Genomic DNA, 26896 nt, shown 5'->3' on the forward strand with positions numbered 1-26896 from the left:
CACAAATATATAGATGAAAGTTCAATTAATATAATTTATTTGTACGAATTTTGCTGAAGCACCTTACAAATGGTTCAGATTTTAATAATTTTGCCTCATATTTTAAGTAAATGAAATTCAATCTATTAAATTCAATTGATTCGCCAAACGATTTACGTTTAGTACATACTGAAGACTTAAAAAAGTTAGCTAAAGAACTTCGTGATTATATAATACATGTTGTGGCTACTAAAGAAGGCCATCTTGGAGCTAGTTTAGGTGTAATTGAACTTAGCATCGCATTACATTATGTGTATGATACTCCTAACGATTTATTAATTTGGGATGTTGGTCACCAAGCTTATGCGCATAAGTTGCTAACTGGAAGAAGAGATCAATTTCATACCAACAGACAATTACATGGTCTTTCTGGTTTTCCTAATAGAAATGAGAGTATTTATGATGCGTTTGGAGTTGGACATTCTTCTACTTCAATTTCTGCTGCTTTAGGGATGGCTATTGCATCTAAACTTGAAGGCAATGTTGATAGACAGCATATTGCTGTAATTGGAGACGCCTCTATTGCAAGCGGAATGGCTTTTGAAGGCTTAAATCACGCAGGAGTTACTGACGCTAACCTTTTAGTGATCTTAAATGATAATGCTATTGGAATTGACCCAAGTATTGGTTCTTTAAAACAATATTTAACTCAGGTAAAAAAAGGCACTCAAAAGCAAGATAATATATTTGAAGCTTTAAATTTTAATTATTCTGGACCAATAGATGGTCATAATTTACCTTTATTAATTTCAGAATTAAAACGCCTTAAATCTATTAAAGGACCAAAATTTTTACATGTCATCACCACAAAAGGAAAAGGTTTAAAACAAGCTGAAGAAAACCAAGTTACCTACCATGCACCTGGTAAATTTAATGCTAAAACTGGTGAATTACATCCTAAATCCGCAGTAGAACAAGCGCCTAAATTTCAGGATGTTTTTGGGCATACGATAGTAGAACTAGCTAAAAAAAACAAAAAGATAATTGGTATTACACCAGCTATGCCAACAGGTAGTTCTCTAAAATACATGATGCGTGATATTCCCGAAAGAGCTTTTGATGTTGGCATTGCAGAACAACACGCTGTTACTTTTGCTGCTGGTCTGGCAACACAAGGCTTTATTCCTTTTTGTAATATATATTCAACATTTTTACAGCGTGCTTATGACCAAGTCATTCATGATGTTGCACTTCAAAAGCTAGCCGTTATATTCTGTTTAGATCGCTCTGGATTAGTTGGAGAAGATGGTTCAACACATCATGGTGTTTTTGACATAGCCTATTTAAGATGCATTCCCAACCTTGTTATATTTGCTCCAAGGAATGAAATTGAATTACGAAATATCATGTTTACTGCCCAACTTGGAATAGGCACTCCAATAGCTATTCGTTACCCAAGAGGAAGAGGCACACTTTTAGACTGTAAACAACCCTTTTCTGAAATCCCAATTGGAACCTCGGTTTGTCTAAAAACAGGTACAGATTTAGCAGTATTAAGTATAGGTACAATAGCTAAAAATGTTACTGAAGCTATTAATTTAATTCCCAACAACAAAAATATAGCACATTATGACATGCGTTTTATAAAGCCCTTAGACGAGGGTTTATTACATAAAATATGTAGTTCGTTTTCTAAGATTATTACTGTTGAAGATGGCTGTTCTAATGGTGGATTTGGAAGTGCTGTTTTAGAATTTATATCAAAAAATAATTATTCTAATAACATTCATATTATTGGAGTTCCAGATCAATTTATAAAACATGGAACAATTGAAGAATTACAAAAATCTGTAGGGCTAGATGTTAATGGTCTAGTTAATCAAATACATGAAATAAATTAATCTACAACGTAGTATTGTTCATTCTCTATCTCTGAAGCATTATTAGTAGCGACTTCATTTATTACCAGTAAACAAGCAAATGTCACAAAGAAAATAACAAGTGCTCCAAGCAGGTTCTTTTTCATCTTAGTAGATTTTTTAAATTTATTGCAAACAACAAATTTGATTGTTTAGATGGGTTAATAATTCAAATATAATAAAAATAATCGATAAAAAGCAAAAAATAAAGATAAAATGCTTTGTTATAGCATTTTAGTCGCTAAAAACTTACACCTCTAATCTTTTTATAGGTTAAAATTGCTTTACTATCAGACAACAAGGAAATGTAATGGCATACGTTTAATAAGCGGCTATACAAACTATCATCATCTCTAATAATATTATTTGGTAAACCTTTAAGAATTAGCTTATCATAATTAGAAAGAGAGTCAATGTTTTTATTGTTTACTGCTTTTGTATACACGCCTAATAAGGTTCTTAAAACTTCATAACCAGAAATTTCTTTATCTATAACTTCTTGTGATTGATAAACCTTTTCAACACTAATTTTTATAATATCATTTATTTGTGCTTCATATTTACTTTTATCTAATAGCGCTGTTTTAAACTCATCATTTAAAATAGCTTCTTCATTTTTAATAAAAATATCGACAGCTTCATTTATTAATGTATTAATCGCTAAAGCTCTCAAATAGCTTATGCGATCTTGTGTATTGTTTAATTGATGGTATTTTTCAGTATTAATAGTATCTCGAACGAGGTTAATTAAATACTCTAAAGCGTATTCTTCTTGTATTAAGCCTAAGTTTATACCATCTTCAAAATCAATTATAGTATAACAAATATCATCAGCTGCTTCAACTAAAAAAGCTAAGGGATGTCGCGAAAAACTAATACTGTCTTTTGTCCCACGCTTTATTAATCCTAATTCATTAGCAACATCAACAAAAGCGTTTTTATCACCTTGAAAGAAGCCATATTTTTTATCTGCAATATGTGTGGTAGGCCTTTTGGGCAATGACTCTTTGGGATACTTCATAAAAGCACCAAGAGTGGCATAGCTAAGTCTTAATCCGCCTTCTCGACCTACTCTACTCTGAGTCGCAATTTTAAATCCATTTGCATTACCTTCAAAATCACATAAATCTTGATACTCTTTTGCTGTAAGCTGTGATTTAAATTGCTGTCCTTCTCCGGTTTTAAAAAACTCTCCTATGGCTTTTTCTCCTGAATGTCCAAAAGGAGGGTTACCAATATCGTGTGCTAAAGCTGCTGATGCGACAATAGCCCCAAAATCATTGGCTTGGTACCCATGAATATTTTGTAAATGAGGATGTTTTTCAAGAATTTTTAATCCTGCCTTTCTTCCTAATGAACGACCAACTACACTAACTTCTAAACTGTGTGTTAAACGTGTATGAACAAAATCTGTTTCAGACAATGGTATCACCTGTGTTTTGTCTTGAAGGCTTCTAAATTCTGAAGAAAAAATGACACGATCATAATCAACTTCAAAACCTAATCGTGTTTCGTCTTGTTCTTTCCTAATTCTTTTATTGGTGTCGCCAAAGCGCTTTAAAGAGAGTAATTGTTCCCAGTTCATCCTATCAATTTAAATGTAGTGCAAGATACATTTTTTCAATGTTAAGAAATTATTTCCAAATAAAAATAATACGCATGCTTCATAACATTAAGCTAACAATTTTATGACTCATCTTTAACCTCGTGTTAACTTCAACTTTACATTACTAGAGTTTATTTGCATCATATTTAATTTAAACAATACAATTTAAAAACAAACTCTAATGAAAAAATTATTTTTATCCGCTTTAGTGTTATCGGCTTTAGCTTTTACATCGTGTATAGAAGATGACGACACACCAATTGTTATAGAAGAAACCACTATCATTAATAATAATAATTCTGGTGGTGAAGGAGACGATTCATGTATCGTTAAATCTGGAGGTATTGCTATAGATGAAACATGGACAGCAGACAAATGCTACATTTTAGACAGAAAAGTTGTGGTTCAAGAAGGTGTTACTTTAACCATCGAACCTGGAACCATAATTAAAGGACGTGCAGGAACAGGATCTTTATCTTCTGCTTTAATTGTTGCTAGAGGTGGTGTAATTATAGCTGACGGAACAGCCTCTCAACCTATTATTTTCACTTCAGAAGCTGATAATATTTCTATTGGTGAAACTGCTGGTACAAACTTAAACGAAAACAATATTGGCCTTTGGGGAGGTATTATTGTATTAGGTAATGCAACTAGTTCTCTTTCTGGTGATGTTACAGAGTTACAAATAGAAGGAATTCCTGCTAGTGATACTTTTGGTTTATATGGCCCTGGAGAAGATGGTCCTATCGATGATCAAAACTCTGGAATATTAAGATATATATCTATTCGTCATGGAGGTTCTTTATTAGGAGAAGGAAATGAAATTAATGGATTAACCTTAGGTGGTGTTGGTTCTGGGACAACTATAGACAACATTGAAGTTGTTGGTAATAAAGATGATGGTATTGAATTTTTTGGAGGTACAGTTAGTGCTTCTAACTTATTAGTTTGGGCCCAAGGTGATGATGGTTTAGATATTGACGAGGCTTACTCAGGAACGATAACTAACGCTGTGGTTATATTAGGTGACAACTCAGATCACGCTCTAGAAATTGATGGTCCTGCTGGTACTATAAATGGTGCTTGTATAATTCAAGACTTAACATTAATTGGTAATGGAGATATCAACTCTGAATATGCCGATTATAGAGCTAATGCACAAATAGCAACAAATAACGTATATGCATATAACTTTGGTGCTGAAGCTGATGTTGAATTAGATAATGATGCTGTTGCTACAAACTACAATAGTGGCCTTGTGTCTTTCTTTAATTGGGAAATCGTTCTACCTACTGGTGTTACTAATGTTGAAGACCTTTTTGTAAATAACGGAGCAACTGTAACAACACCAGGTTTTGGCTCTGAAGCAACTGCAATAACATTAGACGCAAATACTGTCGGCGCTAACACATCTAATCTTAGCTGGACATATGCTAATGCAAAAGCTGGATTAGGTTTCTAATCTAAGCCTTCAAACTTTAAAAAATTAAAACAGAAAAAAAGAATATTGCTTCATAAAGTTTTCTGTTTTGAAAAAGTAAAACTTAAATCAAGCAACTGCTCTAAAAACATAAGAGCAGTTGCTCATACAGAAAACTAACATGAAAAACACAAAATATCTTACCAACATATTTTTCTTGTTTTTAACTTACATCGTAGGATTCTCACAAACAGGTAAAGTTGCTGGTACTGTTATTGATGGTGAGTTTACTGAGCCTTTAGCTTTTGCTAATATTTTAGTAAAAGGAACAACCACTGGTACTGCTTCAGATTTTGAAGGCGACTATTATATTGATTTAGAAGAAGGAACCTATACTTTAGTTTTTTCTTTTGTTGGATATAATACACAAGAAATTACCGATGTTGTTATAAAAGCCGATGAAGTGGTAACTCTAGATGTTACATTAGAAACAAATTCATTAGAAACAGTTGTCATCTCAACATCTATAAAACGAAATACCGAGAGTGCTTTATTAAGCCTCCAAAAAAAATCTGCAACATTACTTGACGGACTTTCTGCACAAACTATTAAAAAAACTGGTGCAGGCGACATTGCTTCAGCTGTTAAAAGTGTTCCAGGAGTATCTGTAGAAGGTGGTAAATATGTTTACGTTCGTGGGCTTGGAGATCGCTATACTAAATCAATATTGAATGGTGTTGACATTCCTGGTTTAGACCCAGATAGAAATACCATTCCTATGGATATTTTTCCAACAAACATCATCGATAATGTCATCGTTCTTAAGTCTGCCGCTGCAGAATATCCTGCTGATTTTACCGGTGGTATCGTGAATGTCATAACTAAAGATTTCCCAACAAAAGAAGAATACTCTGTATCTGTGGGTATGTCTTACAACCCTGATATGCATTTTAAGGATAATTATTTAAGCTATAAAGGTAGTAACTCAGACTTTTTAGGTTATGATAATGGCGCTCGTAATAGACCAATCAACAGATACCAACCTATTCCAGGTACTTTTGAAAACAAACAACTTTTAACATCACTTACTAGTAGATTTGATTCTCAATTAGGAGCAGACGTTGAAAATAGTGGTATGAACTATAATTTTGGCTTCACATTGGGTAATCAATATGAAGTAGGAGACTATAATAAACTTGGTTACCAAGCTTCTTTCTCTTATAAAAATAAAACTACTTTTTATGAAGACAGAATAGATGGCTCATATACTCTTGATAACTCTAACGGTAATTTAATCAATGAATTAGGTATTGACCGTGTAGCTCAAGGAGCTTCTGGACACAATGAAGTTTTATTAAATGGTCTTGTTGGTTTAACCTATAAAACAGAGAATTCAAAATATAAAATGACCGCTCTTCATATTCAGAATGGAGAAACTCAAGCCGCTAAACTTAATTTAATTTTAAGTGAAGGTGGTGGTGGTGCTGCGCTTTTAAATGGAACGGGAGATGCTCTTTTATATACAGAACGTTCTATTACTAACTTTTCTCTTTCAGGGGATCATGCTTTAAATTCTGATTTAAAATTTGACTGGATATTCTCTCCTTCTTTTTCTAGAGTTTTAGATAAAGATCACAGACTTACACCATTAGAAATTGATGAAACTAACAACGGTACAGAATATCAAATTCAAGCGAACTCTTTTGGTAGCCCTTTAAGAATTTGGAGAACTCTATCTGAAGAAAGTTGGGTTGCTAACGCAAATGTTAGTAATAAATACGAACTATTTGGAAAACCTGCCCAAGTGAAATTTGGTGCAGGATACACATATAAATACCGCGATTTTAGTACAGACCAATACATATTTGATGTGACCTCTCCTATAGTTATGAATGGAGATGTAAACACTATTTTAGCACAAGAAAATCTTTGGACACCAGAAAACCAATCAGGTACTTTCCTAGATCCTAATAACGCTTACGACCCTAATAATGCTTACGAAGGCGAGTCTAATGTTGGCGCTTTATATATCTCTAATGAATTTAATCCTACTGAAAAATTAAAAGCTATTATCGGATTAAGAACAGAAAAGTTTGATTTATATTATACAGGTGAAACAAGTACTGGTCCAGTTGTAGGTGAAAAGACTATTGATAAATTTGATTTTTTTCCTTCTGCTAACTTAATTTATGCGGTTTCAGATCGAGCAAACATTAGAGGATCCTATTCTCGCACTACAGCTAGACCTTCTTTTAAAGAAGCTTCTACTGCTCAAATTTATGACCCTATTACTGGTAGATTTTTTATTGGAGGTTTCGACAACCTTACTTTTCCAGACGTAAAACCATCATATATAAATAATTTTGATTTACGTTATGAATTGTTTAGAGAACAAGGCCAGATGATTGCCGTAAGTGGTTTTTATAAAGATTTTTCAGACCCTATTGAGCTGGTGTCTTTTCCACAAGATTCTAATCAAATGACAGTGACTAATACAGGTGATTCTCAAGTTGTAGGTGCTGAAGTTGAAGTTAGACAAGCTTTAGGGTTTATATCTAGCACTTTAGAAAACTTACGATTTGTTTCCAATGTCTCTGTAATTCATTCAAAATTAGAAATGACTGAACAAGAATACAACCTTAGGTTAGCTAATGCTAGAGTTGGTCAGGAAATTGAAGACACTAGAGAAATGCAAGGTCAATCTCCATTTTTATTAAATGCTGGTCTTGATTATGGCAATAACGATATTGCTTTTAGAGCTGGATTATACTATAATGTACAAGGAAAAACATTAGAAGTTGTAGGTAATGGTTTTGTGCCAGATGTGTATACGAAACCTTTCCATAGTTTAAACTTTACACTTAATAAAGCATTTGGTGAAAATAAAAGAACTTCAATTGATTTAAAAGTTACTAATATTTTAGGGTCTGATAGAGAAAGTGTTTATGAATCTCATGGCGCTTCAGATCAAATATTTAAGTTAAGATCTCCTGGAACAGAAATCTCTTTAGGTTATTCTTATAAATTTTAATCTAAACTGAATTCCAAAAAAAAAAGCATCCTAATATATAGGATGCTTTTTTTTATATAATATTTTCAATTATTCTCTTAAAGCAATAGTCGATTTATTTGACCATTCACTAACGTGAGCAATTGTGTTATTACTATAATCTACTTCTTTTAAGGTATTATCATTCCAATAAAACCATTTGCCGACTTTTTTCCCATTATCATAATTCGCCGAAACTCGTTTATTACCTTCAATATCAAAGCTTAACCATTTCCCCTGAAGTTTACCATCTATTGTAAAGAATCCTGTTTGGCTCTTTACACCATTGTCATGATAGTATGTAACTTCATATAAGTTGGTGTCTTCATTAAGCTTTAATGTTCTCTCTTGCTGCGCAAAAGATACCACTGAAATTAAAAAAGTAAAAAACAAAATAAATTGCTTCTTCATTACTATGGGTTTTAATTAATATTACTCAAATATATAAATTAATTAATATTAAAACAACATTTACATAACATTAATTTAACATTGAACCGATAACTACTTGACATTTAAGATTTTATATTATTATTTGCATTAAGATACTTATTAATGATTCCTTAATATTTACATTACAATTAAATCATGTTTATATGAGATATTTGTTTGTATTTTAAAATACGTATTAGTTTCATATAATCTATTAGTTTTTGTCGACTAAATTATCATGAATTCTGATGGCTGCTTTTGGCCAAAGCAGCCTTTTTTTTACGTATTAATTTAATAATTAGGAAACATTAAGTTAACATTAGTGTTAGTTCTTTGCAGCGACAAAAACTAATAACTTACTAATGAAGCTTAAACTCGTATGTATTGTAATATTCTTACTTACAATAAGTAAGGTTACATCGCAAGAAACTAATTCTCCAAGGTTTGGAAAAGGGCTATTTAATCTCGTTGGAAAAGACAGTACTTGGTCCATGAAAATTGGAGCACGAATGCAATTTCTTGCTATTGCTAATTGGGAAGATGATCAAGCCAATGAAACAAATTTTTTAGTCCGTCGAGCACGCTTAAAGTTTGATGGTTATGCACTTAGCCCAAAATTAGTTTACAAAATAGAGCTTGGTTTATCTAATAGAGATATTTCAGGCGCTTCCGAATTTACGAGCAATGCACCTCGATATATACTAGATGCTGTTATTAAATGGAATTTTTATGAGAATTTCGAATTGTGGTTCGGACAAACAAAATTACCTGGTAATAGAGAACGTGTCATTTCTTCTGGGAACTTACAACAAGTTGACCGCTCGTTACTAAATAGACGATTTAATATTGATCGTGATTTAGGCATTCAATTAAGACATCATTTTAATGTTTCAGATAATTTTATAATTAAAGAGGCTTTCTCAATAGCACAAGGTGAAGGTCGGAATGTAACCTCTGGAAATATAGGTGGTCATCAATATACAGGTCGAATCGAATTTTTCCCGTTTGGAGACTTTGCCAGCAATGGTGATTATATTGGAGGTGATTTAAAACGTGAAGAATCTCCAAAACTTGCTTTAGGAATCGTATATGATTTCAACAACAATGCTGTAAAAACAAGAAGTAATCAAGGGTCTTACATGGAAAATGATATAGGTTTCTTTGAAACTAATATCACAACATTATTTATTGATGCCATGTTTAAATATCAAGGTATTTCTTTCATGGCAGAATATGCTGATAGAGATGCTGATGATGTCTTAGCTAAAAATTCAGACGACACTTTAACTGGAGACTCTGTACAAACAGGTCAATCTATAAACTTACAAGCAGGCTATTTATTTAAAAACAATTGGGAAGTTTCTGGGCGTTATACTAATATAAATTGGGATGAACTAACAGGAAATGCTAACCAAAGTCAATATACTTTTGGAGTTTCAAAATATATTGTTGGCCACAAATTAAAAGTACAAACAGACATTAGCCATTTAGAAGTTACAAATGGGAATAATGAATTAATGTATCGATTACAATTTGATATTCATTTTTAAAACATAACAATTAGATAACATATTAGTGAAAAACACTAAAGATATTTGCAAACAATTTTAATTTATGGAAAATATATACTTATATATGATTATTGCCCTTGCTATTTTAGCTATTGCTGATTTAGTTGTAGGTGTAAGTAATGATGCTGTAAACTTTTTAAATTCAGCTATTGGTTCTAAAGCCATTTCATTTAAAACCATCATGATAGTTTCCAGTTTAGGTGTCGCTATTGGAGCTGTTTTTTCAAGTGGTATGATGGAGGTTGCTCGTAAAGGTATTTTCAATCCAGGAGAATTTATGTTTAATGAAATCATGATCATATTCATGGCAGTCATGATCACAGACATTCTACTTCTAGACTTCTTCAATACAGTTGGTATGCCAACTTCAACAACGGTTTCTATTGTCTTTGAATTATTAGGAGCAGCAGTAGCTATGGCCTTTATAAAAATAGGTCATGATGGAGGAGGCTTTAGTGACGTTATCAATTATATCAACACAGATAAAGCTTCAATGATTATCTTCGGGATTCTCCTTTCGGTCGTCGTCGCTTTCTCTATTGGAGCTTTGGTTCAATGGGTTTCAAGACTCTTACTCTCTTATAATTTTGAAAAGAAAGCGAGTTGGGTTGGAGCACTTTTTGGAGGTATTGCGCTAACGGCAATTACTTATTTCATTTTTATGAAAGGTTTAAAAGGGACTTCATATGCTAAAGAATCTTTCGAGATTCTTGATGGTGGTACTATGAAAGATTTTTTAGAAGCACAGGTATTACCTATTGTATTCTTTAGTTCTATATTCTGGTCTTTATTGTCTTATGCTTTAATTGCATTTACTAAAACCAATATCTATAAGCTTATAATTATTGTCGGAACCTTTGCTTTAGCTTTAGCTTTTGCAGGTAATGATTTAGTAAACTTTATAGGTGTGCCGATGGCTGCCTATAATGCTTATGGTGCTTGGAACGAATCCTTTATAGCTTTTGGAACTTTACCAACAGATTTTTCTATGGAAATTTTAGCTGATAAGGTTGCTACTAATAACTGGCTACTTTTTGCAGCAGGAATGATTATGGTACTAACCTTATGGTTTTCAACTAAAGCCAAGAATGTTGTAAAAACATCTTTAGATTTATCGAGTCAAGGTGAAACTAAAGAACGTTTCCAACCTAATTTCTTATCTCGTGGATTTGTAAGAATGGCTGTTGGAATGTCTGAAATGGCATCATATATTTTACCTAATTCTTGGCAAACAAAAATTGAAAAACAATTTGAAGCTCCAACTATAAAAATATCTAAAGACAAAGTTCATGAATTGCCTGCTTTTGACTTAGTTAGAGCTGCTGTAAACTTAATGGTTGCTGCTGTACTCATATCTATAGCTACATCATATAAGCTGCCTCTATCTACAACTTATGTTACGTTTATGGTTGCTATGGGAACTTCTTTAGCCGATCGAGCTTGGGGAGCCGAAAGTGCTGTCTATAGAGTTGCTGGTGTACTTAATGTTATTGGTGGCTGGTTCTTTACTGCTTTTAGTGCCTTTACTGCTGCTGCATTAGTAGCCTATTTACTTAATTTAAATCTGCAAGTTATGTTTCCATTATTATTGGTTCTTGCTTTTGGATTATTATTAAGAAACTATATCTCTCACAATAAAAAAGCTAAAGAGGTCAAAGCTGAAGACCGTTTAACAAAAGCAGAAAGCAGTTCTGTTCAAGGTGTAATTCATGAAAGTGCAACAAATATTGCTAATGTTGTTAAACGTGGTAACAGAATTTACACCAATGCCATTAAAGGTCTTGCAAAACAAGATTTAACTTTACTAAAAAAGAACAAAAAACAAGTCATTAAATTATCTGATGAAATTGATGAATTGCGTGATAATATCTTCTATTTTATTAAGAATTTAGACGAATCAAGTATTGGCGCGAGTAATTTCTATATTAATATTCTCGGCTACTTACAAGATATGACACAATCTCTAGAATACATTTCTAAAGTAAGTCATAAGCATATTAACAATAATCATAAAAAGCTTAAATTCAATCAAATAAAAGAATTAAAGCAAGTCGATGATAAAATAGAAATTTTATTTAACGATACTCAAGATGCATTTAAATCTGGCTCTTTTGAAAAAATTGGTGCTATTTTAAATGAAAAAACTGAGGTGTATGATTTAGTGAAGCAAAAGATACAAGCTCAAGTTGCACGTACACGTACGGAAGAATCTTCTCCTAAAAACACAACCTTATATTTTAGTATGTTATTAGAAACTAAGGATTTACTTACTGCAACTATGAATTTATTAGAAGAATACCATAGTGCACATGACAGTAATGTAAAACCTGCAACTATTGATGCTCCTGAAGAAGAATAGGAAACTACATTTTTTACATAAAAAAAACCATCTCAAAAGAGATGGTTTTTTTATAACACTTAAATGGATTAATTAAGAACCGCACATCAAGCAATCATCACCTTCGGCCTCTTTTGCTTGAGCAATTAAGGCTTTCATTTCTTCTGCAGACATTGGTTCTACTTCTGTAGTTTGCTGAGCAAACTTAGCAGCTGTTTTTACTGCTTTTTCTTGCTGCTGAGCAATGATGGTGTCTTCAGCTTCAACAACTTCGGCAACATCAGCAACTGGTTCTTCTTTCTTTTTAGTATCTAAAGTAAACTTAATAGCATCTACTGCGCTCTTAGTTCGTAAATAGTACATTCCTGTTTTTAAACCACTCTTCCATGCGTAAAAGTGCATTGAAGTTAGTTTTGCCATAGTCGCTCCTTCCATAAATAAATTTAATGATTGCGACTGGTCAATAAAGTAACCTCTTTGGCGTGACATATCAATAATGTCTTTCATGCTGAGTTCCCAAACAGTTTTGTATAATTCTTTAATATCTTGAGGAATGCTTTCAACACCTTGAATAGAACCATTAGCTCTCATAATATCTTGTTTCAAACCTTCATTCCAGAGGCCTAAATCGACTAAGTCTTCTAATAAATGTTTATTGACTACAATAAATTCTCCAGACAATACACGACGTGTGTAGATGTTAGAGGTATAAGGCTCAAAGCATTCGTTATTTCCTAAGATTTGAGATGTAGAAGCTGTTGGCATTGGCGCGACAAGTAACGAGTTGCGCACACCATTCTTTTTGACTTCTTTTCTTAATTTATCCCAATCCCAACGTCCGCTTAATTCCTCATCTTTTATATTCCAAAGGTTATGTTGGAATTCACCTTTACTAATTGGAGACCCTTTATAGGTTTTGTAAGGACCATCAATTTTAGATTCTTCCATACTTGCTGTTACAGCAGCGAAATAAAGTGTTTCAAAAATTTCTTGGTTTAATTTTTTGGCTTCATCACTTGTAAAAGGCAAGCGTAATTTAATAAACGTATCTGCAAGACCTTGCACACCTAAACCAATTGGTCTATGACGAAAGTTAGAGTTTTCGGCTTCAATTACAGGATAGTAATTTCTATCGATAACCTTGTTTAAATTTTTAGTGACACGTTTAGTAATTCGGAATAATTCTTTATGATCAAACTCGCCATTTTTAATAAACATTGGTAAAGCAATAGATGCTAAATTACATACAGCTACTTCATCTGGTGATGTGTATTCCATAATCTCAGTACATAAATTTGAAGAACGAATAGTTCCTAAATTTTTCTGATTTGATTTACGGTTTGCTGCATCTTTATACAACATGTATGGTGTACCTGTTTCAATTTGGGATTCTAATATTTTTTCCCAAAGTTCACGTGCTTTTATTGTTTTTCTTCCTTTACCTTCTGCTTCATATTTTAAATATAAAGCTTCAAACTCTTCACTATGTGTTTCTGGTAAACCTGGACATTCATTAGGGCACATTAGTGTCCAATCGCCATTTTCTTGTACACGTTTCATGAATAAATCTGAAATCCACATGGCATAAAATAAATCACGTGCGCGCATTTCTTCTTTTCCATGATTCTTTTTTAAATCTAGAAAATCAAAAATATCGGCATGCCATGTTTCAAGATACATAGCGAAGCTTCCTTTACGCTTTCCTCCTCCTTGATCTACATAACGTGCTGTATCATTAAACACACGAAGCATAGGAACGATACCATTTGAGGTTCCGTTGGTTCCAGCAATATAACTTCCTGTAGCACGAATATTATGCATAGCTAGACCAATTCCTCCTGCAGACTGAGATATTTTAGCGGTTTGCTTTAGTGTATCATAAATCCCATCAATACTATCCTCTTTCATGGTTAATAAGAAACAAGATGACATTTGTGGTTTTGGTGTACCTGCATTAAATAACGTTGGAGTTGCGTGTGTAAAATACTTTTTAGACATTAACTCATAGGTTTCAATGGCTGCATCTAAATCATTTAAATGAATTCCTATTGAAACACGCATAAGCATGTGTTGAGGTCTTTCGGCAATTTGACCATTTAATTTTAATAAGTACGAACGCTCTAAAGTTTTAAACCCGAAATAATCATAACCAAAATCACGATTATAAATAATAGTAGAGTCTAATTTCTCTTTATTATCCATAATCACTTTATACACCTCATCAGATAATAATGGTGCATCTTTACCTGTTCTAGGATTAACATAAACGTATAGGTCATGCATTACTTCACTAAAAGTTTTCTTAGTGTTTTTATGTAAGTTAGACACAGAAATTCTTGCTGCTAATTTGGCATAATCTGGATGAGCAGTTGTCATTGTTGCTGCGATTTCGGCTGCCAAATTATCAAGTTCGCTAGTCGTTACACCATCGTACAAGCCTTCAATAACGCGCATTGCAACTTTTAATGGATCTACAAGTTCGTTTAAGCCATAGCAGAGTTTACGTACTCTTGCTGTAATCTTGTCGAACATCATCAATTCTTTTTTTCCGTCTCTTTTAATTACATACATAGGGTTTACATGTTTTTTAATTTTTTTTCTGAATTGCCTTTCAGAAAAATGGTTAGTTAGTTATTCTAATATACCCTGAATTACTTCAGAATATTAAGGGTTAATGATTGTGAATGCTTATTCGTTAAAAATGAAACGTTTAGAACATTCTGAAAAAAGTTGTTAAAGCCAATTAAAAATCGGCATCAAAACTAAACTTGTCTTTTTCTTCTTCTTTATTAAGAACTCCAGCTTTTTGATATTCTGAAACACGCTTTTCAAAGAAATTTGTTTTTCCTTGTAGTGAAATCATATCCATAAAATCAAAAGGATTTGCTGTGTTGTAAACTTTTTCGCATTCTAATTCGCTTAAAAGTCTATCTGTGACAAATTCTAAGTATTGTGCCATTAAAGTAGCATTCATACCAATTAAACTAGCAGGTAAAGATTCGGTTATGAACTCACGTTCAATATCTAAGGCGTCAACAATTATTTCTTTAATACGTTCTTTAGGAACTTTGTTTACTAAATGTTTATTATGTAAGTGTACTGCGAAATCACAATGCACACCTTCATCTCTAGAAATCAACTCATTAGAGAATGTTAATCCTGGCATTAGGCCTCTTTTCTTAAGCCAAAAAATTGAGCAAAATGCACCAGAAAAGAAAATTCCTTCAACAGCTGCAAACGCAATTAAACGTTCTGCAAAACTTGGAGATTCTATCCATTTTAAAGCCCAATCAGCTTTCTTCTTAATCGCTGGGAAATTTTCTAATGCATTAAATAATTTACCTTTCTCTTCTTCGTCTTTAACATAAGTGTCAATTAACAAAGAGTAAGTTTCACTATGAATGTTTTCCATCATGATTTGAAAACCATAAAAGAATTTAGCCTCACTATATTGCACTTCGTTAACAAAATTTTCTGCCAAATTTTCGTTAACAATACCATCACTTGCTGCAAAAAAGGCTAAAATATGTTTGATAAAATAACGTTCATCGTCATTTAATTTTGTGCTCCAATCTGTAAGGTCTTGGTGTAAGTCAATTTCTTCTGCAGTCCAAAAACTTGCTTCAGATTTCTTATACCACTCCCAAATATCATGATGTTGAATTGGAAAAATAACAAATCGATCTTTGTTTTCTTGAAGAATGGGTTCGATATTCTGAGACATTTTTAATAGTTTTTAGAGAAAATTAGACGTAAAATTTTGCTTAATTTGGGAACAACAAAGATTCAAAAATGTGTTTGAAAATGAAAGGTATAGTTATAAACATTGTCAACAAGTTTTTAACAACCTAGTGTTTGCCTTGCTTTCTAGCTTTATTTTATTTATTATTGTAACTACTTGTTTTTCAGCATATTACAAATACGCTGTATGTCTTAAGGTCAGTAAAACATGGAGGTTCAAAATTTGCTAAAAACAAAAAAGCGAATGTAAAAACACTCGCTTTTTAATCCCTAAAATAACTAACTGAAATAACTAAAATGTGTCAATATGTTTTTAAGTTAGTTAGCGCTAACTTAAATAGTCGATTAATAGCACATCTACATATTGATCTATTATATCAATTAATAGCGATGCTAATGTCTTTAATATTTTTAAAATTTTAACATAATATTGTATAGTTGGTTGTTAATTATGTATAGTTGGTCATTTTAAAAGTGAGAAAACCTAAAAACAGAAAAACCAGACACATTATACAAAAAAAGTGTCCAGTCATACATTATAAGTATAAATAGGATAATATATTATTATATTTGATATTATGATAAAAGCCGTAATTGTTGATGATGAGCAAAAAGCAATCCAAAGTTTATCTTGGGAACTCAATCATTTTAATAAAGATATCGAGATTATTGAAACATTTACAAGTCCAGAAGAAGCAATCACCTTTTTAAATAAAACATCGAATACTCCTGATTGCCTATTTTTAGACATACAAATGCCAACTATGGATGGTTTTCAATTTTTAGAAAAGCTATCTAGTAAAGATTTTGCGGTAATAATAACCACTGCTTATGACGAATATGCTATTAAAGCTATAAAACATGAGGCTGTAGATTATTTATTAAAACCAATAGATTCTGACGATTTAAGCACTACAATTAGTAAGCTTAAAAACATTAATACTAAGAATATTAATTATGATAAATTAGAAGAGTTGTTTTATAAATTCAATGAAGAAAATCATAGACAAAAAATCACTATTAATACTGATGGGAAACTTATTTTTTTACATGTAGATGATATTATTTTTATTGAATCTGATGGTAATTACAGTACACTTTTCTTAAATGATAATCAGAAATTAGTGGTTACCAAAAAACTAAAAGAAGTGAATAGCTTACTTCCTGAAAAACTATTTTTTAGAATTCACAACTCGTATATAATTAACTTGAACAAAGTCAAAGAGTTTATAAAAACTGAAGGCTATGTTGTGATGCCTCCAAATCATAAGATTCCAGTGGCAAGACAACGTAAATTAGATTTTCTAGATAGACTATAAATAATGCACCTAACAAAAAATACATCACTAAAGTCTTTTTTTAAAATAACAATAGGGTTATTCGTTGTATGGTTATCTACGCATTTAATGCATGCACAAGAAGCTCTTGATCCTATTTTTATTTCTCAGGTTGAGGATTTTATTGAACAAAAGCCAAAAAGTTATCAGAAAATATATGCTGTTTTTAATGCTGTAAGTGAAGACACAATAAAAATGCGTTTTTTATCTAAACGAAGTCATGCAAAAAACTATTTAGAAGGAGAGAGTTATGCTTTAAATATGATTGGCACAGCATATCGTAATATTTCTAAGTACAACGAGGCTATCCTCACACATATAGAAGCGCGAGATTTAGCTGATCGAGCAGGTAATACAGACTTAAAAGTGCTAAGTCTAAACATGCTTGGAGTCGTAAACAGAAGACTAGATTTAATTAGAATTGCTTTAGACTATCACAAAGAAGCTCTAGATATCGCTGAGGAAGTTGAAAACCCTTCAGCAGAATTAAAGTTTAGTATTGCTGTATCTAGAAACAGTATGGGAAATATATATTTAGCGTTAAAACAATATGACTTAGCCTTAAATCAATTTTATGAATCTTTAAAGATTGAAGAGGAATTAGACAATAAATTAGGGCTCGCTATAAATCATCAAAACATTGGAATAGCTCAAGAGGAAAAAGGACTATTAGATGAGGCTCTAGCTAATTATGAAGCATCATTAAAATATAACAATGCTATTGATTCAGAAATTGGTCGTGTGATTTGTTACAATAGCATTGGCAAAGTCTATATTAAACAAGAAAAATATGAAGAAGCATCTGTAGTCATCAACGATGCATTAACAAAAGCATTAACTTTAAATGATCAATATTACAATGCTTTATCTTATATAAATTTAGGATGGCTTCAACTCAAACTGAAACAAATAAATAAAGCTGAAAGAAATCTAAAAAAAGGAATTAGAATTGCCGAAGAGTATAACTTATTAAGCTCAAAAATTGAAGCTTATAATTATTTGTCTGAACTCAGTGAAATAAAAGGCGATTATAAAGCCTCTAAAGCTTATTATAAAAAACATGTAGAGCTTGATCAAACCATTATCAACGAAAGAAACTTACAATATGTAAACGATGTGGTAATTAGATATGAAAGTGAAAAGAAAAGCAATCAAATTAAAGCTTTGGCTAGTGAAAATGAAATCGTAAAATTAAGACTTGAGCAAAATAAGAGGACTCTGCTTTTAAGCGTCTGTGGTGCAATGTTATTATTCGGAATAATCTTTGTTTTAAACCGACAAAAAACACTAAAAAGTGAGAAAAAAATTATCATGCTCGAACAAGACATGTTGCGAAATCAGATGAACCCTCATTTTATTTTTAACACACTAAATTCTATTAAACTTTATATTATTAACAATGAAAAAGAAAATGCCGTTTATTATTTAAATAAGTTTTCTAAACTCATTAGAAAAATTCTAGTGGCTTCTACCGAAAAAGAAATCTCTCTTGCTGAGGAGCTAGAAACCATGGCTTTATATATGAATATTGAAAACATAAGGTTTGATAATGAAATTAAATACGAGGTTGAAATACACAAATCTGTGAATGCTAATTTAATTAAAGTTCCATCGTTAATTTTACAGCCGTTTTTAGAAAATGCTTTATGGCACGGATTATCATCTAAAACGAAAAACAAAAAAATTCATTTAGAATTAAAAAACAGAACGCATAATTCTATCACAATTATTATTACAGATAATGGCATTGGAAGAGTTGCTTCACAAAAAATAAAAAAGCAAAAAACTTTAAATCGAAAATCTGTTGGAATTTCTATTACTAAAGAACGATTAGAAAATTTCTCAAAACGCTTTTCTAGTGATTATAATTTAGTGATCGAAGATTTATATGATGACCAGAACAATGCAACTGGTACTAGAGTTATTATTAATATTCCAACTGAAGAAATGAAACTTAAAACAGCTTAATTACTTTTTAAAAGTTGCTGCAATTTTTTCTAATTCCATATACCAATCTTCGCCAAACTTTCTAATAAGTGCCTGTTTAACAAACTTATAAACTGGGACTTGTAACTCTTTTCCAAGCGTGCATGCATCATCACAAATTTCCCATTTATCGTAATTTACCGCAGAAAATTCGGTGTAGTTTTTAATTCGGATTGGATACAAATGGCAAGACACTGGTTTTTTCCAGTCTATTTCTCCTTGGTTATACGCTTCTTCAATACCACAAAGGGCCGTTTTCTTGTCATCAAATATAACATACGCACAATCTGCTCCATTAATTAAAGGCGTTTCAAAATCACCAAACTCCGTAACAATTGAAGTGCCTTGTCTCTCGATAGCTTCTATCCCTTCAGCTCTTAAAAAAGGCTTTACTTTAGGATAGATATCATGAAGTATTTTAACCTCATCCTCATCTAAAGGAGCTCCTGCATCACCATCAATACAACATGCGCCTTTACAAGCTGACAGATTACACACGAAATCTTTCTGTATAATATCTTCTGAAACAATAGTTTTTCCAAGTTGAAACATATCACAAATATACTAGTTATTCATTCAAAAAAGCTAACAATAAATACACTTAAAATTTACTGTTATTTAATGTTTATAATCCTTTTTTATTAACGACATTTGCAGCGAAATTTTAAAGTCAAAATTATGCAACTTAATTTTAAAGAAATTTTTACAGCTTTCATGATATTATTTGCTGTAATAGATATTGTTGGAAACATCCCAATCATAATAGATTTACGAAAAAAAGTAGGTCATATTCAAAGTGAAAAAGCTTCAATAATTGCTGGAGTAATTATGATTATATTTTTGTTTTTAGGACAAAATATTCTTTCATTAATTGGTATTGGCGTAAATAGTTTTGCAGTTGCTGGTGCTTTTATTTTATTCTTTATTGCTTTAGAAATGATTCTAGGAATTACATTATATAAACAAGAAGACAGTAATGCAATGACAGCTTCGGTTTTTCCATTAGCCTTCCCTTTAATTGCTGGCCCAGGAAGTTTAACAACCCTTTTATCGTTGCGTGCAGAATTTAGAATAGAAAACATTATTGTTGCGGTTTTAATTAATGTTTTAATTATCTTTATTGTATTAAAAACCTCTGCAAAGATTGAAAAATTTATAGGTGCAAACGGAATTAACATTATTAGAAAAGTTTTTGGTGTTATTCTATTAGCTATAGCAGTAAAGTTATTTGCGCATAACATTAAAGCCTTATTAATTTAATATGAAAATATTTACAACCTTATTTACTCTAATTGCAGCTGGATTAATCATTTTTAATATTACGCAAATAGATTTTAACAACCCATTAAAAGGCGATAGTGTTGTCGCTCTAATTACAATTTTTGCTTCATTATGCGCTGTGGTTTTGTTACAAATTTTAAGGCTTTCAAAGCGTGTTGAAAAACAACTCAATTCAAAAAAATAATGTTTGAGGTATTAATTATTGGTGGTGGCGCTGCTGGTATGTCTTGTGCATTAGTATTAGGCTCGGCACACACTAAAGAATTTGCTAAAAATAAGCGTATTGGTATAGTGATGCATCAAAAAACATCACATCTACAAAATGCTTTATTCAATAATGTTTTAGGATTAGAGCCTGGTACAACTGGTGCAGAAATTTTAGAACAAGGTCAGCAACAATTAACCTCAGAGTGTCCACATATCATCCAAATTGAAAAAGAAAAGGTGTGTGAAATCCTTAAAACCAAAATGGGCTTTACGATACTTACTAATAAATCTTCATATAAAAGCAAATGTATTGTTGTGGCTGTAGGCTACACCAATCTAATAAACATAAAAGGTTTAGAACAATATATAGAACCACATCCTAGAGCTGTAAAAGCAAAAGAAAGAATTTGGTTAAAAAACAAGGATCATAAAATAGATGAAAATCTATATGTTGCTGGCACCTTAGCAGGTTGGCGAAGTCAGTTTGCTATAGCTTCTGGAAGTGGTGCGCATGTAGCAACCGATATTTTAACGCTTTGGAATGATGGCGAACACACAAAGGTTCATGATAAAATTAAGCGTTAATATGCTTCACTTAGCTTAATAACTTCTTCAATCATGATATCTTGATGATTGATGACTTCTTCATAAGTACCATTTCCAAACAGCTGCTCTCCTAAAGCCGCCTTTATGTATAATTTAACCTCGTCTTTAAACGTCAAAAAAGAAATTTTCCGTCTTATACGTTCTCTTATATAGTCCTGAAAATCTTGAACAACATCATCAGTAATAACAAAGTCATTTATAAAATCTTCTTTCGTTAAATTGTCATAAGCTTCTCTTTGTTTATCTAACTCTTCAAAAACAAAATAACTAATAAAACCCGTTTGTTTTAAATACGAAAACGTTTCATTTTGCATACTCATATCTAAAGGTACAAACACATCTGGAATAATGCCTCCACCACCATAGACGACTTTGCCTTTAGGTGTTTTAAACTTAAGAGAATCTGCGACTTGTATTTTTTCTGGATCTAAAAGTTCGCCACTATCTAAACGAGAAAAATACTCATCATAATAATCTCTATTTCCATTTTCATAAGAACGCTGAATCGAGCGTCCTGTAGGTGTATAGTAGCGTGAAACTGTTAAACGCACTGCGCTTCCATCGCCTAATTCCATTTCGCGTTGTACAAGACCTTTTCCGTAAGAACGTCTGCCAACAATTGTGCCTTTGTCGTTATCTTGTAAAGCTCCAGCAACTATTTCGCTTGCAGATGCCGAGTTTTCATCGATAAGTACAAATACATTTCCGTTTTCAAAAATACCTTTACTGGTTGCAAAAGTTTTTTCTATATGCCCACGTTTATTTTTAGTAAACAATATAAGCTTATCATCTTCTAAGAACTCATCAACAATTTGTTCTGCAATATTTTTAAATCCTCCAGGGTTTTGTCTTAAATCTAAAGCCATTTGAGTAGCTCCAAGGTTCTTTAGTTTTTTTAACTCTGTTTTAAACTCTTTATAAGTTGATTCTGCAAAACGGTTAATTTTGATATACCCTAATGTTTCTGTTAGCATGTATGCGGCATCAATACTACGAATAGGCACATGGTCTCTGGTCACTTTAAAGTTTAACAATTCTGGCTCGCCTCGTCGGTACACTTTTAAATTAACATCTGTATCAATAGACCCTTTAAGTTTATTAACAATAATCTCATTAGTCATACCTTTCCCAAAAAGAGAATCGCCATTTGCAAAAAGAATGCGATCTCCACCCATAATTCCGCTTTTTTCACTTGGTCCTCCTTCTACCGTTCGTATTACAGCAATAGAATCTTTATAAGGGTAAAAGCTAATGCCAATGCCAACAAAATCACCTTTCATGTTTTCACTAACACGCTGCATATCTTCTTTCGGAATATAAACAGAATGCGGATCGAGGTTTTCTAATATCCCATTTACAGTAACATCAACAATACTATCTGTATTAACATCATCTACATATTCATAATCAATATAATCGATGAGTCTGTTGAGTTTATCTTTCTTACTATTTGATGTAAACAAACGATCAGGAGCGTCAGAAAAATTTAATTTTCCTCCAATAAAGATGCCTGCTGCTATAGCAACCCCTAGAAAAAGTGGCAAATATTGTTTGGTCTTGCTCATTATGCTTTTAAATCTTCAATTAATTGTAATTCAATGCCTGCTTTTTCTAAAAATTGCAGCCCAGAATCGTCTTTATAAGCTTCATTATATACAACCCTTACAATACCTGCTTGGTGTATAAGCTTGCTACACTCTTTGCAAGGCGATAAAGTAATATATAAGGTTGCACCTTTGCAAGATTGAGTAGATGCTGCTACTTTTAATATCGCATTCGCTTCAGCATGTAATACATACCATTTGGTGTAGCCCTCTTCGTCTTCACAAAAGTTTTCAAAACCTGTTGGCGTTCCATTAAATCCATCAGATATAATCATACGTCCTTTAACGATTAAAGCACCAACCTGTTTGCGTTCACAGTAAGATAGTTTCCCCCATTCTTTTGCAATTCTTAAATACGCTTTGTCATATTTAAGTTTTTTCTTCTGTTGCATATCTATTTATTTTGGCGTGTGCTCTTTCACTAAAGTTAAAAAGCACCAGGCTTTTCGCTATATCTTTTTATGCTGAAAGCTCATCATAAAAAGGATGTCGCTGCAATCCTTCACGCAAAGTAGTATAACGAATATACTCGGTTAGTGTTGTAAATACAACACTTGTTAGTTAAAGTTTTATCAAAGTTTTTTAAGCTAATAAATCACTATTTATAATCATTGGTATTACTAATCCAATAACAATAGCCGAAACAACCATAATCCAATCACGCTTAGAAAACCTAAATACCGTTTGCATTAAAAAGCCTAAAAACAAGGCGACAAACACAATAATAATTTGAGCAAATTCTATACCTAGAGCAAATTCAAGTAGAGTCACTAATTTGTTTTCTGAATGTCCAACCATGATTTTAAATTCTCTAGCAAAACCTAAGCCATGAACTATACCAAAAAACAACGTAGAAAAAAATAAGATGCCTACTTTTTCATTACTTGCTTTTTTTCCAGCTGTAAACACATTAAAAATAGCAACAATTAAAATGGTAACAGGAATTAAGAACTCCACTAGTTTTCCATTAACAGAAACCACATTATAGGCCGCAAGGATTAAAGAAAGCGTGTGTCCAATTGTAAACACTGAAACTAATAACAAAACACGTTTCCAGTCTTTAAACAGATAAGGCACTGCAAGAACAAGTAAAAAAAGGACATGGTCATAACCATTAATGTCTAGCACATGATTAATACCATATTGTACGTTAAACCAGAATTCTTCTAGCATAGATTTAAGTATTTGGGTGGTTCAAATATACAATTTTAAATAAAAAAACCTTAACAACAATGTTAAGGTTTGTACTCAAGGTGGGAATCGAACCCACACTTCCGAAGAAACTGGATTTTGAATCCAGCGCGTCTACCAATTCCGCCACTTGAGCATATAAGGAGTGCAAAAATATATTTTTTTTCGTTAAATGCCTTAAAAATAGAGGCTATAATACTTTATAGATTGAAAAAAAACTCTAAATTTGCAGCCAATTAAAAAAGATATAGTGTTTATCACTATAAAACAAGAGGTTAACCATGTCTAATATAGCAACAGCAGCTAAAATTTTTTCTTGTAATCAAAGCAAAGTGCTTGCTGAGAAAATTGCCGTAGCTTATGGTGTACCATTAGGCAACGTGATTACTTCTACATATAGTGATGGAGAGTTTCAACCATCGTATGAAGAATCTATACGTGGATCTCGTATTTTTATAATTGGATCAACAAATCCTGGACCAGAAAATTTAATGGAAATGTTGTTAATGATTGATGCTGCAAAACGCGCATCAGCTAGACACATAACAGCAGTTTTACCTTACTTTGGATGGGCTAGACAGGATAGAAAAGATAAACCAAGAGTACCAATAGCAGCTAAGTTAGTTGCAAAAATGTTGGAAACTGCAGGAGCAACTAGAATAATCACTATGGATTTACATGCAGATCAAATCCAAGGATTTTTCGAAAAACCTGTAGACCATTTATTTGCTTCAACTATATTTTTACCTTATTTAAAAGGTTTAAATCTAGACAACTTAACTATTGCATCACCTGATATGGGAGGTTCTAAAAGAGCGTATGCTTATTCTAAAGCTTTAGAAAGCGATGTTGTAATTTGTTATAAACAACGTGCTAAGGCGAATGTTATATCTCATATGGAACTTATTGGTGATGTTACTGGAAAAAATGTTGTTTTAGTAGATGATATGGTAGATACTGCTGGAACGCTAACCAAAGCCGCTGACCTTATGATGGAACGTGGCGCTTTAAGTGTAAGAGCCATTTGTACGCATCCTATTTTATCTGGAAATGCTTACCAAAAAATTGAAGACTCTAAACTAGAAGAATTAATTGTAACAGACTCTATTCCTGTTAAACAGGAAAGTAATAAAATTAGAGTTTTAAGTTGTGCCGATTTATTTGCTGAAGTGATGCAAAATGTACACCATAATAAATCAATTAGTTCAAAATTTTTAATGTAATTAATAATTAATATAAAAACAAAACAATGAAATCAATTTCAATCAACGGATCTCAAAGAGAAAGCGTGGGCAAAAAAGCAACAAAAGCCTTACGTAATGCTGGTCAGGTTCCTTGCGTATTATACGGAGGAGATAACCCAGTGCATTTCTCTGCACCAGAATTAGCTTTCTCTAAACTAGTATACACGCCTAATGCGCATACAGTTGTAATTGAGTTAGATAATGGTGAAAAATTTAATGCAGTGTTACAAGACATTCAATTTCACCCAGTAACAGACAGAATTTTACACATTGACTTTTATCAATTATTTGAAGACAAAGAAATTGCTTTAAATATTCCTGTCAACTTAGTAGGAAACTCTGCTGGTGTAAGAAATGGTGGTGTGTTAAGAAAAAATAACAGAAAGTTACGTGTTAAAGCACTTCCTGCTAATCTTCCAGACTTTATAGAAATAGATATCACTCCTTTAAAAATTGGTGATAAGGTTTCTGTAAGAGACTTAGATCAAGAAAAATACACTTTATTACATTCAGAAAACACAGTTGTTTGTCAAATTAAAACATCTAGAACTGCTATTGTTGATGAAGTTGAAGATGAAGAAGGTGAAGAAGGCGAAGAAGGAGCTACTGCAGAAGGAGCAACTCCAGAAGCAGCTGAAGCTACTCAAGAATAAATATTTTTATTTATCCCATTTAAAAGCATTCTGTTTATTCAGAATGCTTTTTTTATTTTTACAAAAAACTTAAAGCTTCTATGTGTAAATTTTTAAGATGTTTTTTTAATAAAAAAAAAGCTTTAATTAAAGTAGAAGACATGCATCCCATGAAAAAATATCTAATTGTTGGATTAGGAAATATTGGTGAAAAGTACACGAATACAAGACATAATATTGGGTTTAAAATATTAGATCAATTTGCATTAAAAGAAGATCTTCAATTTGAAACACAAAAATTAGGCGATATCTGTACCTATAAACTTAAAGGAAGAACTTTTATTCTACTCAAACCTAACACCTATATGAATTTAAGCGGTAAAGCTATTCTATATTGGTTGACCAAGGAAAAAATTCCATTAGAAAATTTATTGGTCATTACTGATGATTTAAACCTGCCCTTTGGTAGCATTAGATTAAAAACAAAAGGTAGCGATGGTGGACATAACGGATTAAAAGACACACAAGACAAGTTAAACACCACTAAATATAATCGTTTTAGATTTGGAATTAGCGATGCTTTTGGCAAAGGACGACAAGTCGATTATGTTTTAGGAGAATGGACAGATGAAGAAAAAGAAAAACTTCCAGAGCGTATAGATAAAGCTATAGAACTTATCAAATCCTTTGCATTAGCTGGTGTAAATCATACCATGAACACCTTTAATGGAAAATAAAAAAGGAAGCTGTTTA

At 32.1% G+C, this 26896-nt stretch carries 22 protein-coding genes and 1 tRNA gene; 13 read left to right on the forward strand and 10 right to left on the reverse strand.

The window, feature by feature from the left end; genetic code table 11:
- The first annotated feature begins 110 nt into the window (after nucleotides 1–110).
- Nucleotides 111–1880 carry a 1-deoxy-D-xylulose-5-phosphate synthase gene (gene dxs, locus ACFS5M_RS01385; RefSeq protein WP_183484732.1) on the forward strand — a complete coding sequence of 590 codons (1770 nt, stop codon included), beginning with the start codon at nucleotides 111–113 and terminating at the stop codon, nucleotides 1878–1880.
- Here dxs and ACFS5M_RS01390 read toward each other — a convergent pair.
- Nucleotides 1877–2005, reverse strand: coding sequence for a hypothetical protein (locus tag ACFS5M_RS01390; RefSeq protein WP_379897666.1), 129 nt, complete (start codon nucleotides 2003–2005; stop codon nucleotides 1877–1879). The two genes, dxs and ACFS5M_RS01390, sit on opposite strands and share 4 nt — an antisense overlap.
- A 134-nt stretch (nucleotides 2006–2139) precedes the next feature.
- A complete protein-coding gene (gene dgt / locus ACFS5M_RS01395) occupies nucleotides 2140–3483 on the reverse strand; it encodes a dGTP triphosphohydrolase (RefSeq protein ID WP_183484734.1) in 1344 nt (447 codons plus the stop codon).
- Between the two features lie 202 nt (nucleotides 3484–3685).
- Between dgt and ACFS5M_RS01400 the strand changes: the two genes are divergently transcribed.
- Entirely contained in the window at nucleotides 3686–4966 is a 1281-nt protein-coding gene (locus ACFS5M_RS01400; RefSeq protein ID WP_183484736.1) for a hypothetical protein, read from the forward strand.
- 139 nt (nucleotides 4967–5105) lie between these two features.
- Nucleotides 5106–7955, forward strand: a complete 2850-nt coding sequence (locus tag ACFS5M_RS01405; protein WP_183484738.1) for a TonB-dependent receptor — start codon at nucleotides 5106–5108, stop codon at nucleotides 7953–7955.
- Between the two features lie 69 nt (nucleotides 7956–8024).
- On the opposite strand, the gene ACFS5M_RS01410 is transcribed toward ACFS5M_RS01405, so the two are convergent.
- Nucleotides 8025–8384, reverse strand: coding sequence for a toxin-antitoxin system YwqK family antitoxin (locus tag ACFS5M_RS01410; RefSeq protein WP_183484740.1), 360 nt, complete (start codon nucleotides 8382–8384; stop codon nucleotides 8025–8027).
- Between the two features lie 383 nt (nucleotides 8385–8767).
- Here ACFS5M_RS01410 and ACFS5M_RS01415 point away from each other — a divergent pair, with 383 nt between their 5' ends.
- Nucleotides 8768–9955, forward strand: coding sequence for a porin (locus tag ACFS5M_RS01415; RefSeq protein WP_183484742.1), 1188 nt, complete (start codon nucleotides 8768–8770; stop codon nucleotides 9953–9955).
- A 64-nt stretch (nucleotides 9956–10019) separates the two neighbouring features.
- Complete coding sequence (locus tag ACFS5M_RS01420) at nucleotides 10020–12335, forward strand: inorganic phosphate transporter (protein ID WP_183484744.1); 2316 nt, start codon at nucleotides 10020–10022, stop codon at nucleotides 12333–12335.
- A gap of 72 nt (nucleotides 12336–12407) precedes the next feature.
- On the opposite strand, the gene ACFS5M_RS01425 is transcribed toward ACFS5M_RS01420, so the two are convergent.
- Complete coding sequence (locus tag ACFS5M_RS01425) at nucleotides 12408–14885, reverse strand: ribonucleoside-diphosphate reductase subunit alpha (RefSeq protein WP_183484746.1); 2478 nt, start codon at nucleotides 14883–14885, stop codon at nucleotides 12408–12410.
- 172 nt (nucleotides 14886–15057) lie between these two features.
- On the reverse strand, nucleotides 15058–16038 hold the full coding sequence (locus tag ACFS5M_RS01430) for a ribonucleotide-diphosphate reductase subunit beta (RefSeq protein ID WP_183484749.1): 981 nt from the start codon (nucleotides 16036–16038) through the stop codon (nucleotides 15058–15060).
- A gap of 595 nt (nucleotides 16039–16633) precedes the next feature.
- On the opposite strand from ACFS5M_RS01430, the gene ACFS5M_RS01435 reads away from it, so the two are divergent.
- Nucleotides 16634–17374, forward strand: a complete 741-nt coding sequence (locus ACFS5M_RS01435) for a LytR/AlgR family response regulator transcription factor (protein ID WP_183484751.1) — start codon at nucleotides 16634–16636, stop codon at nucleotides 17372–17374.
- A 3-nt stretch (nucleotides 17375–17377) separates the two neighbouring features.
- Nucleotides 17378–19360, forward strand: coding sequence for a tetratricopeptide repeat-containing sensor histidine kinase (locus tag ACFS5M_RS01440; protein ID WP_379897671.1), 1983 nt, complete (start codon nucleotides 17378–17380; stop codon nucleotides 19358–19360).
- Here ACFS5M_RS01440 and ACFS5M_RS01445 read toward each other — a convergent pair whose 3' ends face one another.
- On the reverse strand, nucleotides 19361–19930 hold the full coding sequence (locus ACFS5M_RS01445; RefSeq protein WP_183484753.1) for a DUF3109 family protein: 570 nt from the start codon (nucleotides 19928–19930) through the stop codon (nucleotides 19361–19363). It abuts the gene before it with no gap.
- 126 nt (nucleotides 19931–20056) lie between these two features.
- Between ACFS5M_RS01445 and ACFS5M_RS01450 the strand changes: the two genes are divergently transcribed.
- From ACFS5M_RS01450 to ACFS5M_RS01460, 3 genes are read left to right on the forward strand one after another with little or no spacing between them, the layout of a single operon-like run.
- A complete protein-coding gene (locus ACFS5M_RS01450; protein ID WP_183484755.1) occupies nucleotides 20057–20638 on the forward strand; it encodes a MarC family protein in 582 nt (193 codons plus the stop codon).
- A 1-nt stretch (nucleotide 20639) separates the two neighbouring features.
- The gene (locus ACFS5M_RS01455; RefSeq protein WP_183484757.1) at nucleotides 20640–20843 is read left to right on the forward strand and encodes a hypothetical protein; all 204 of its coding nucleotides are present in this window, start codon (nucleotides 20640–20642) and stop codon (nucleotides 20841–20843) included.
- Nucleotides 20843–21451: an FAD-dependent oxidoreductase gene (locus tag ACFS5M_RS01460; RefSeq protein ID WP_183484759.1), complete on the forward strand. Its 609-nt coding sequence runs from the start codon at nucleotides 20843–20845 to the stop codon at nucleotides 21449–21451. The genes ACFS5M_RS01455 and ACFS5M_RS01460 overlap by 1 nt, the downstream gene beginning before the upstream one ends.
- On the opposite strand, the gene ACFS5M_RS01465 is transcribed toward ACFS5M_RS01460, so the two are convergent.
- The 4 genes from ACFS5M_RS01465 to ACFS5M_RS01480 all read right to left on the reverse strand — a co-directional run bounded on the left by ACFS5M_RS01465 (nucleotide 21448) and on the right by ACFS5M_RS01480 (nucleotide 24403).
- On the reverse strand, nucleotides 21448–23037 hold the full coding sequence (locus ACFS5M_RS01465) for a S41 family peptidase (protein ID WP_183484761.1): 1590 nt from the start codon (nucleotides 23035–23037) through the stop codon (nucleotides 21448–21450). The two genes, ACFS5M_RS01460 and ACFS5M_RS01465, sit on opposite strands and share 4 nt — an antisense overlap.
- Entirely contained in the window at nucleotides 23037–23468 is a 432-nt protein-coding gene (locus ACFS5M_RS01470) for a deoxycytidylate deaminase (RefSeq protein WP_183484763.1), read from the reverse strand. Before ACFS5M_RS01470 ends, ACFS5M_RS01465 begins: the two co-directional genes overlap by 1 nt.
- 190 nt (nucleotides 23469–23658) lie before the next feature.
- Nucleotides 23659–24249, reverse strand: coding sequence for a HupE/UreJ family protein (locus ACFS5M_RS01475; protein ID WP_183484766.1), 591 nt, complete (start codon nucleotides 24247–24249; stop codon nucleotides 23659–23661).
- A 72-nt stretch (nucleotides 24250–24321) separates the two neighbouring features.
- Nucleotides 24322–24403, reverse strand: a tRNA-Leu gene (locus ACFS5M_RS01480).
- Nucleotides 24404–24548: 145 nt separating this feature from the next.
- Here ACFS5M_RS01480 and ACFS5M_RS01485 point away from each other — a divergent pair.
- The 3 genes from ACFS5M_RS01485 to pth all read left to right on the forward strand — a co-directional run bounded on the left by ACFS5M_RS01485 (nucleotide 24549) and on the right by pth (nucleotide 26880).
- Nucleotides 24549–25490: a ribose-phosphate pyrophosphokinase gene (locus ACFS5M_RS01485; protein ID WP_183484769.1), complete on the forward strand. Its 942-nt coding sequence runs from the start codon at nucleotides 24549–24551 to the stop codon at nucleotides 25488–25490.
- A gap of 26 nt (nucleotides 25491–25516) precedes the next feature.
- Nucleotides 25517–26164: a 50S ribosomal protein L25/general stress protein Ctc gene (locus ACFS5M_RS01490; protein WP_183484772.1), complete on the forward strand. Its 648-nt coding sequence runs from the start codon at nucleotides 25517–25519 to the stop codon at nucleotides 26162–26164.
- Nucleotides 26165–26244: 80 nt separating this feature from the next.
- A complete protein-coding gene (gene pth / locus ACFS5M_RS01495; protein ID WP_183484775.1) occupies nucleotides 26245–26880 on the forward strand; it encodes an aminoacyl-tRNA hydrolase in 636 nt (211 codons plus the stop codon).
- The last annotated feature ends 16 nt before the right edge of the window (nucleotides 26881–26896 follow it).

The organism is Lacinutrix iliipiscaria (assembly GCF_042686125.1).
GTDB lineage: Bacteria > Bacteroidota > Bacteroidia > Flavobacteriales > Flavobacteriaceae > Oceanihabitans > Oceanihabitans iliipiscarium.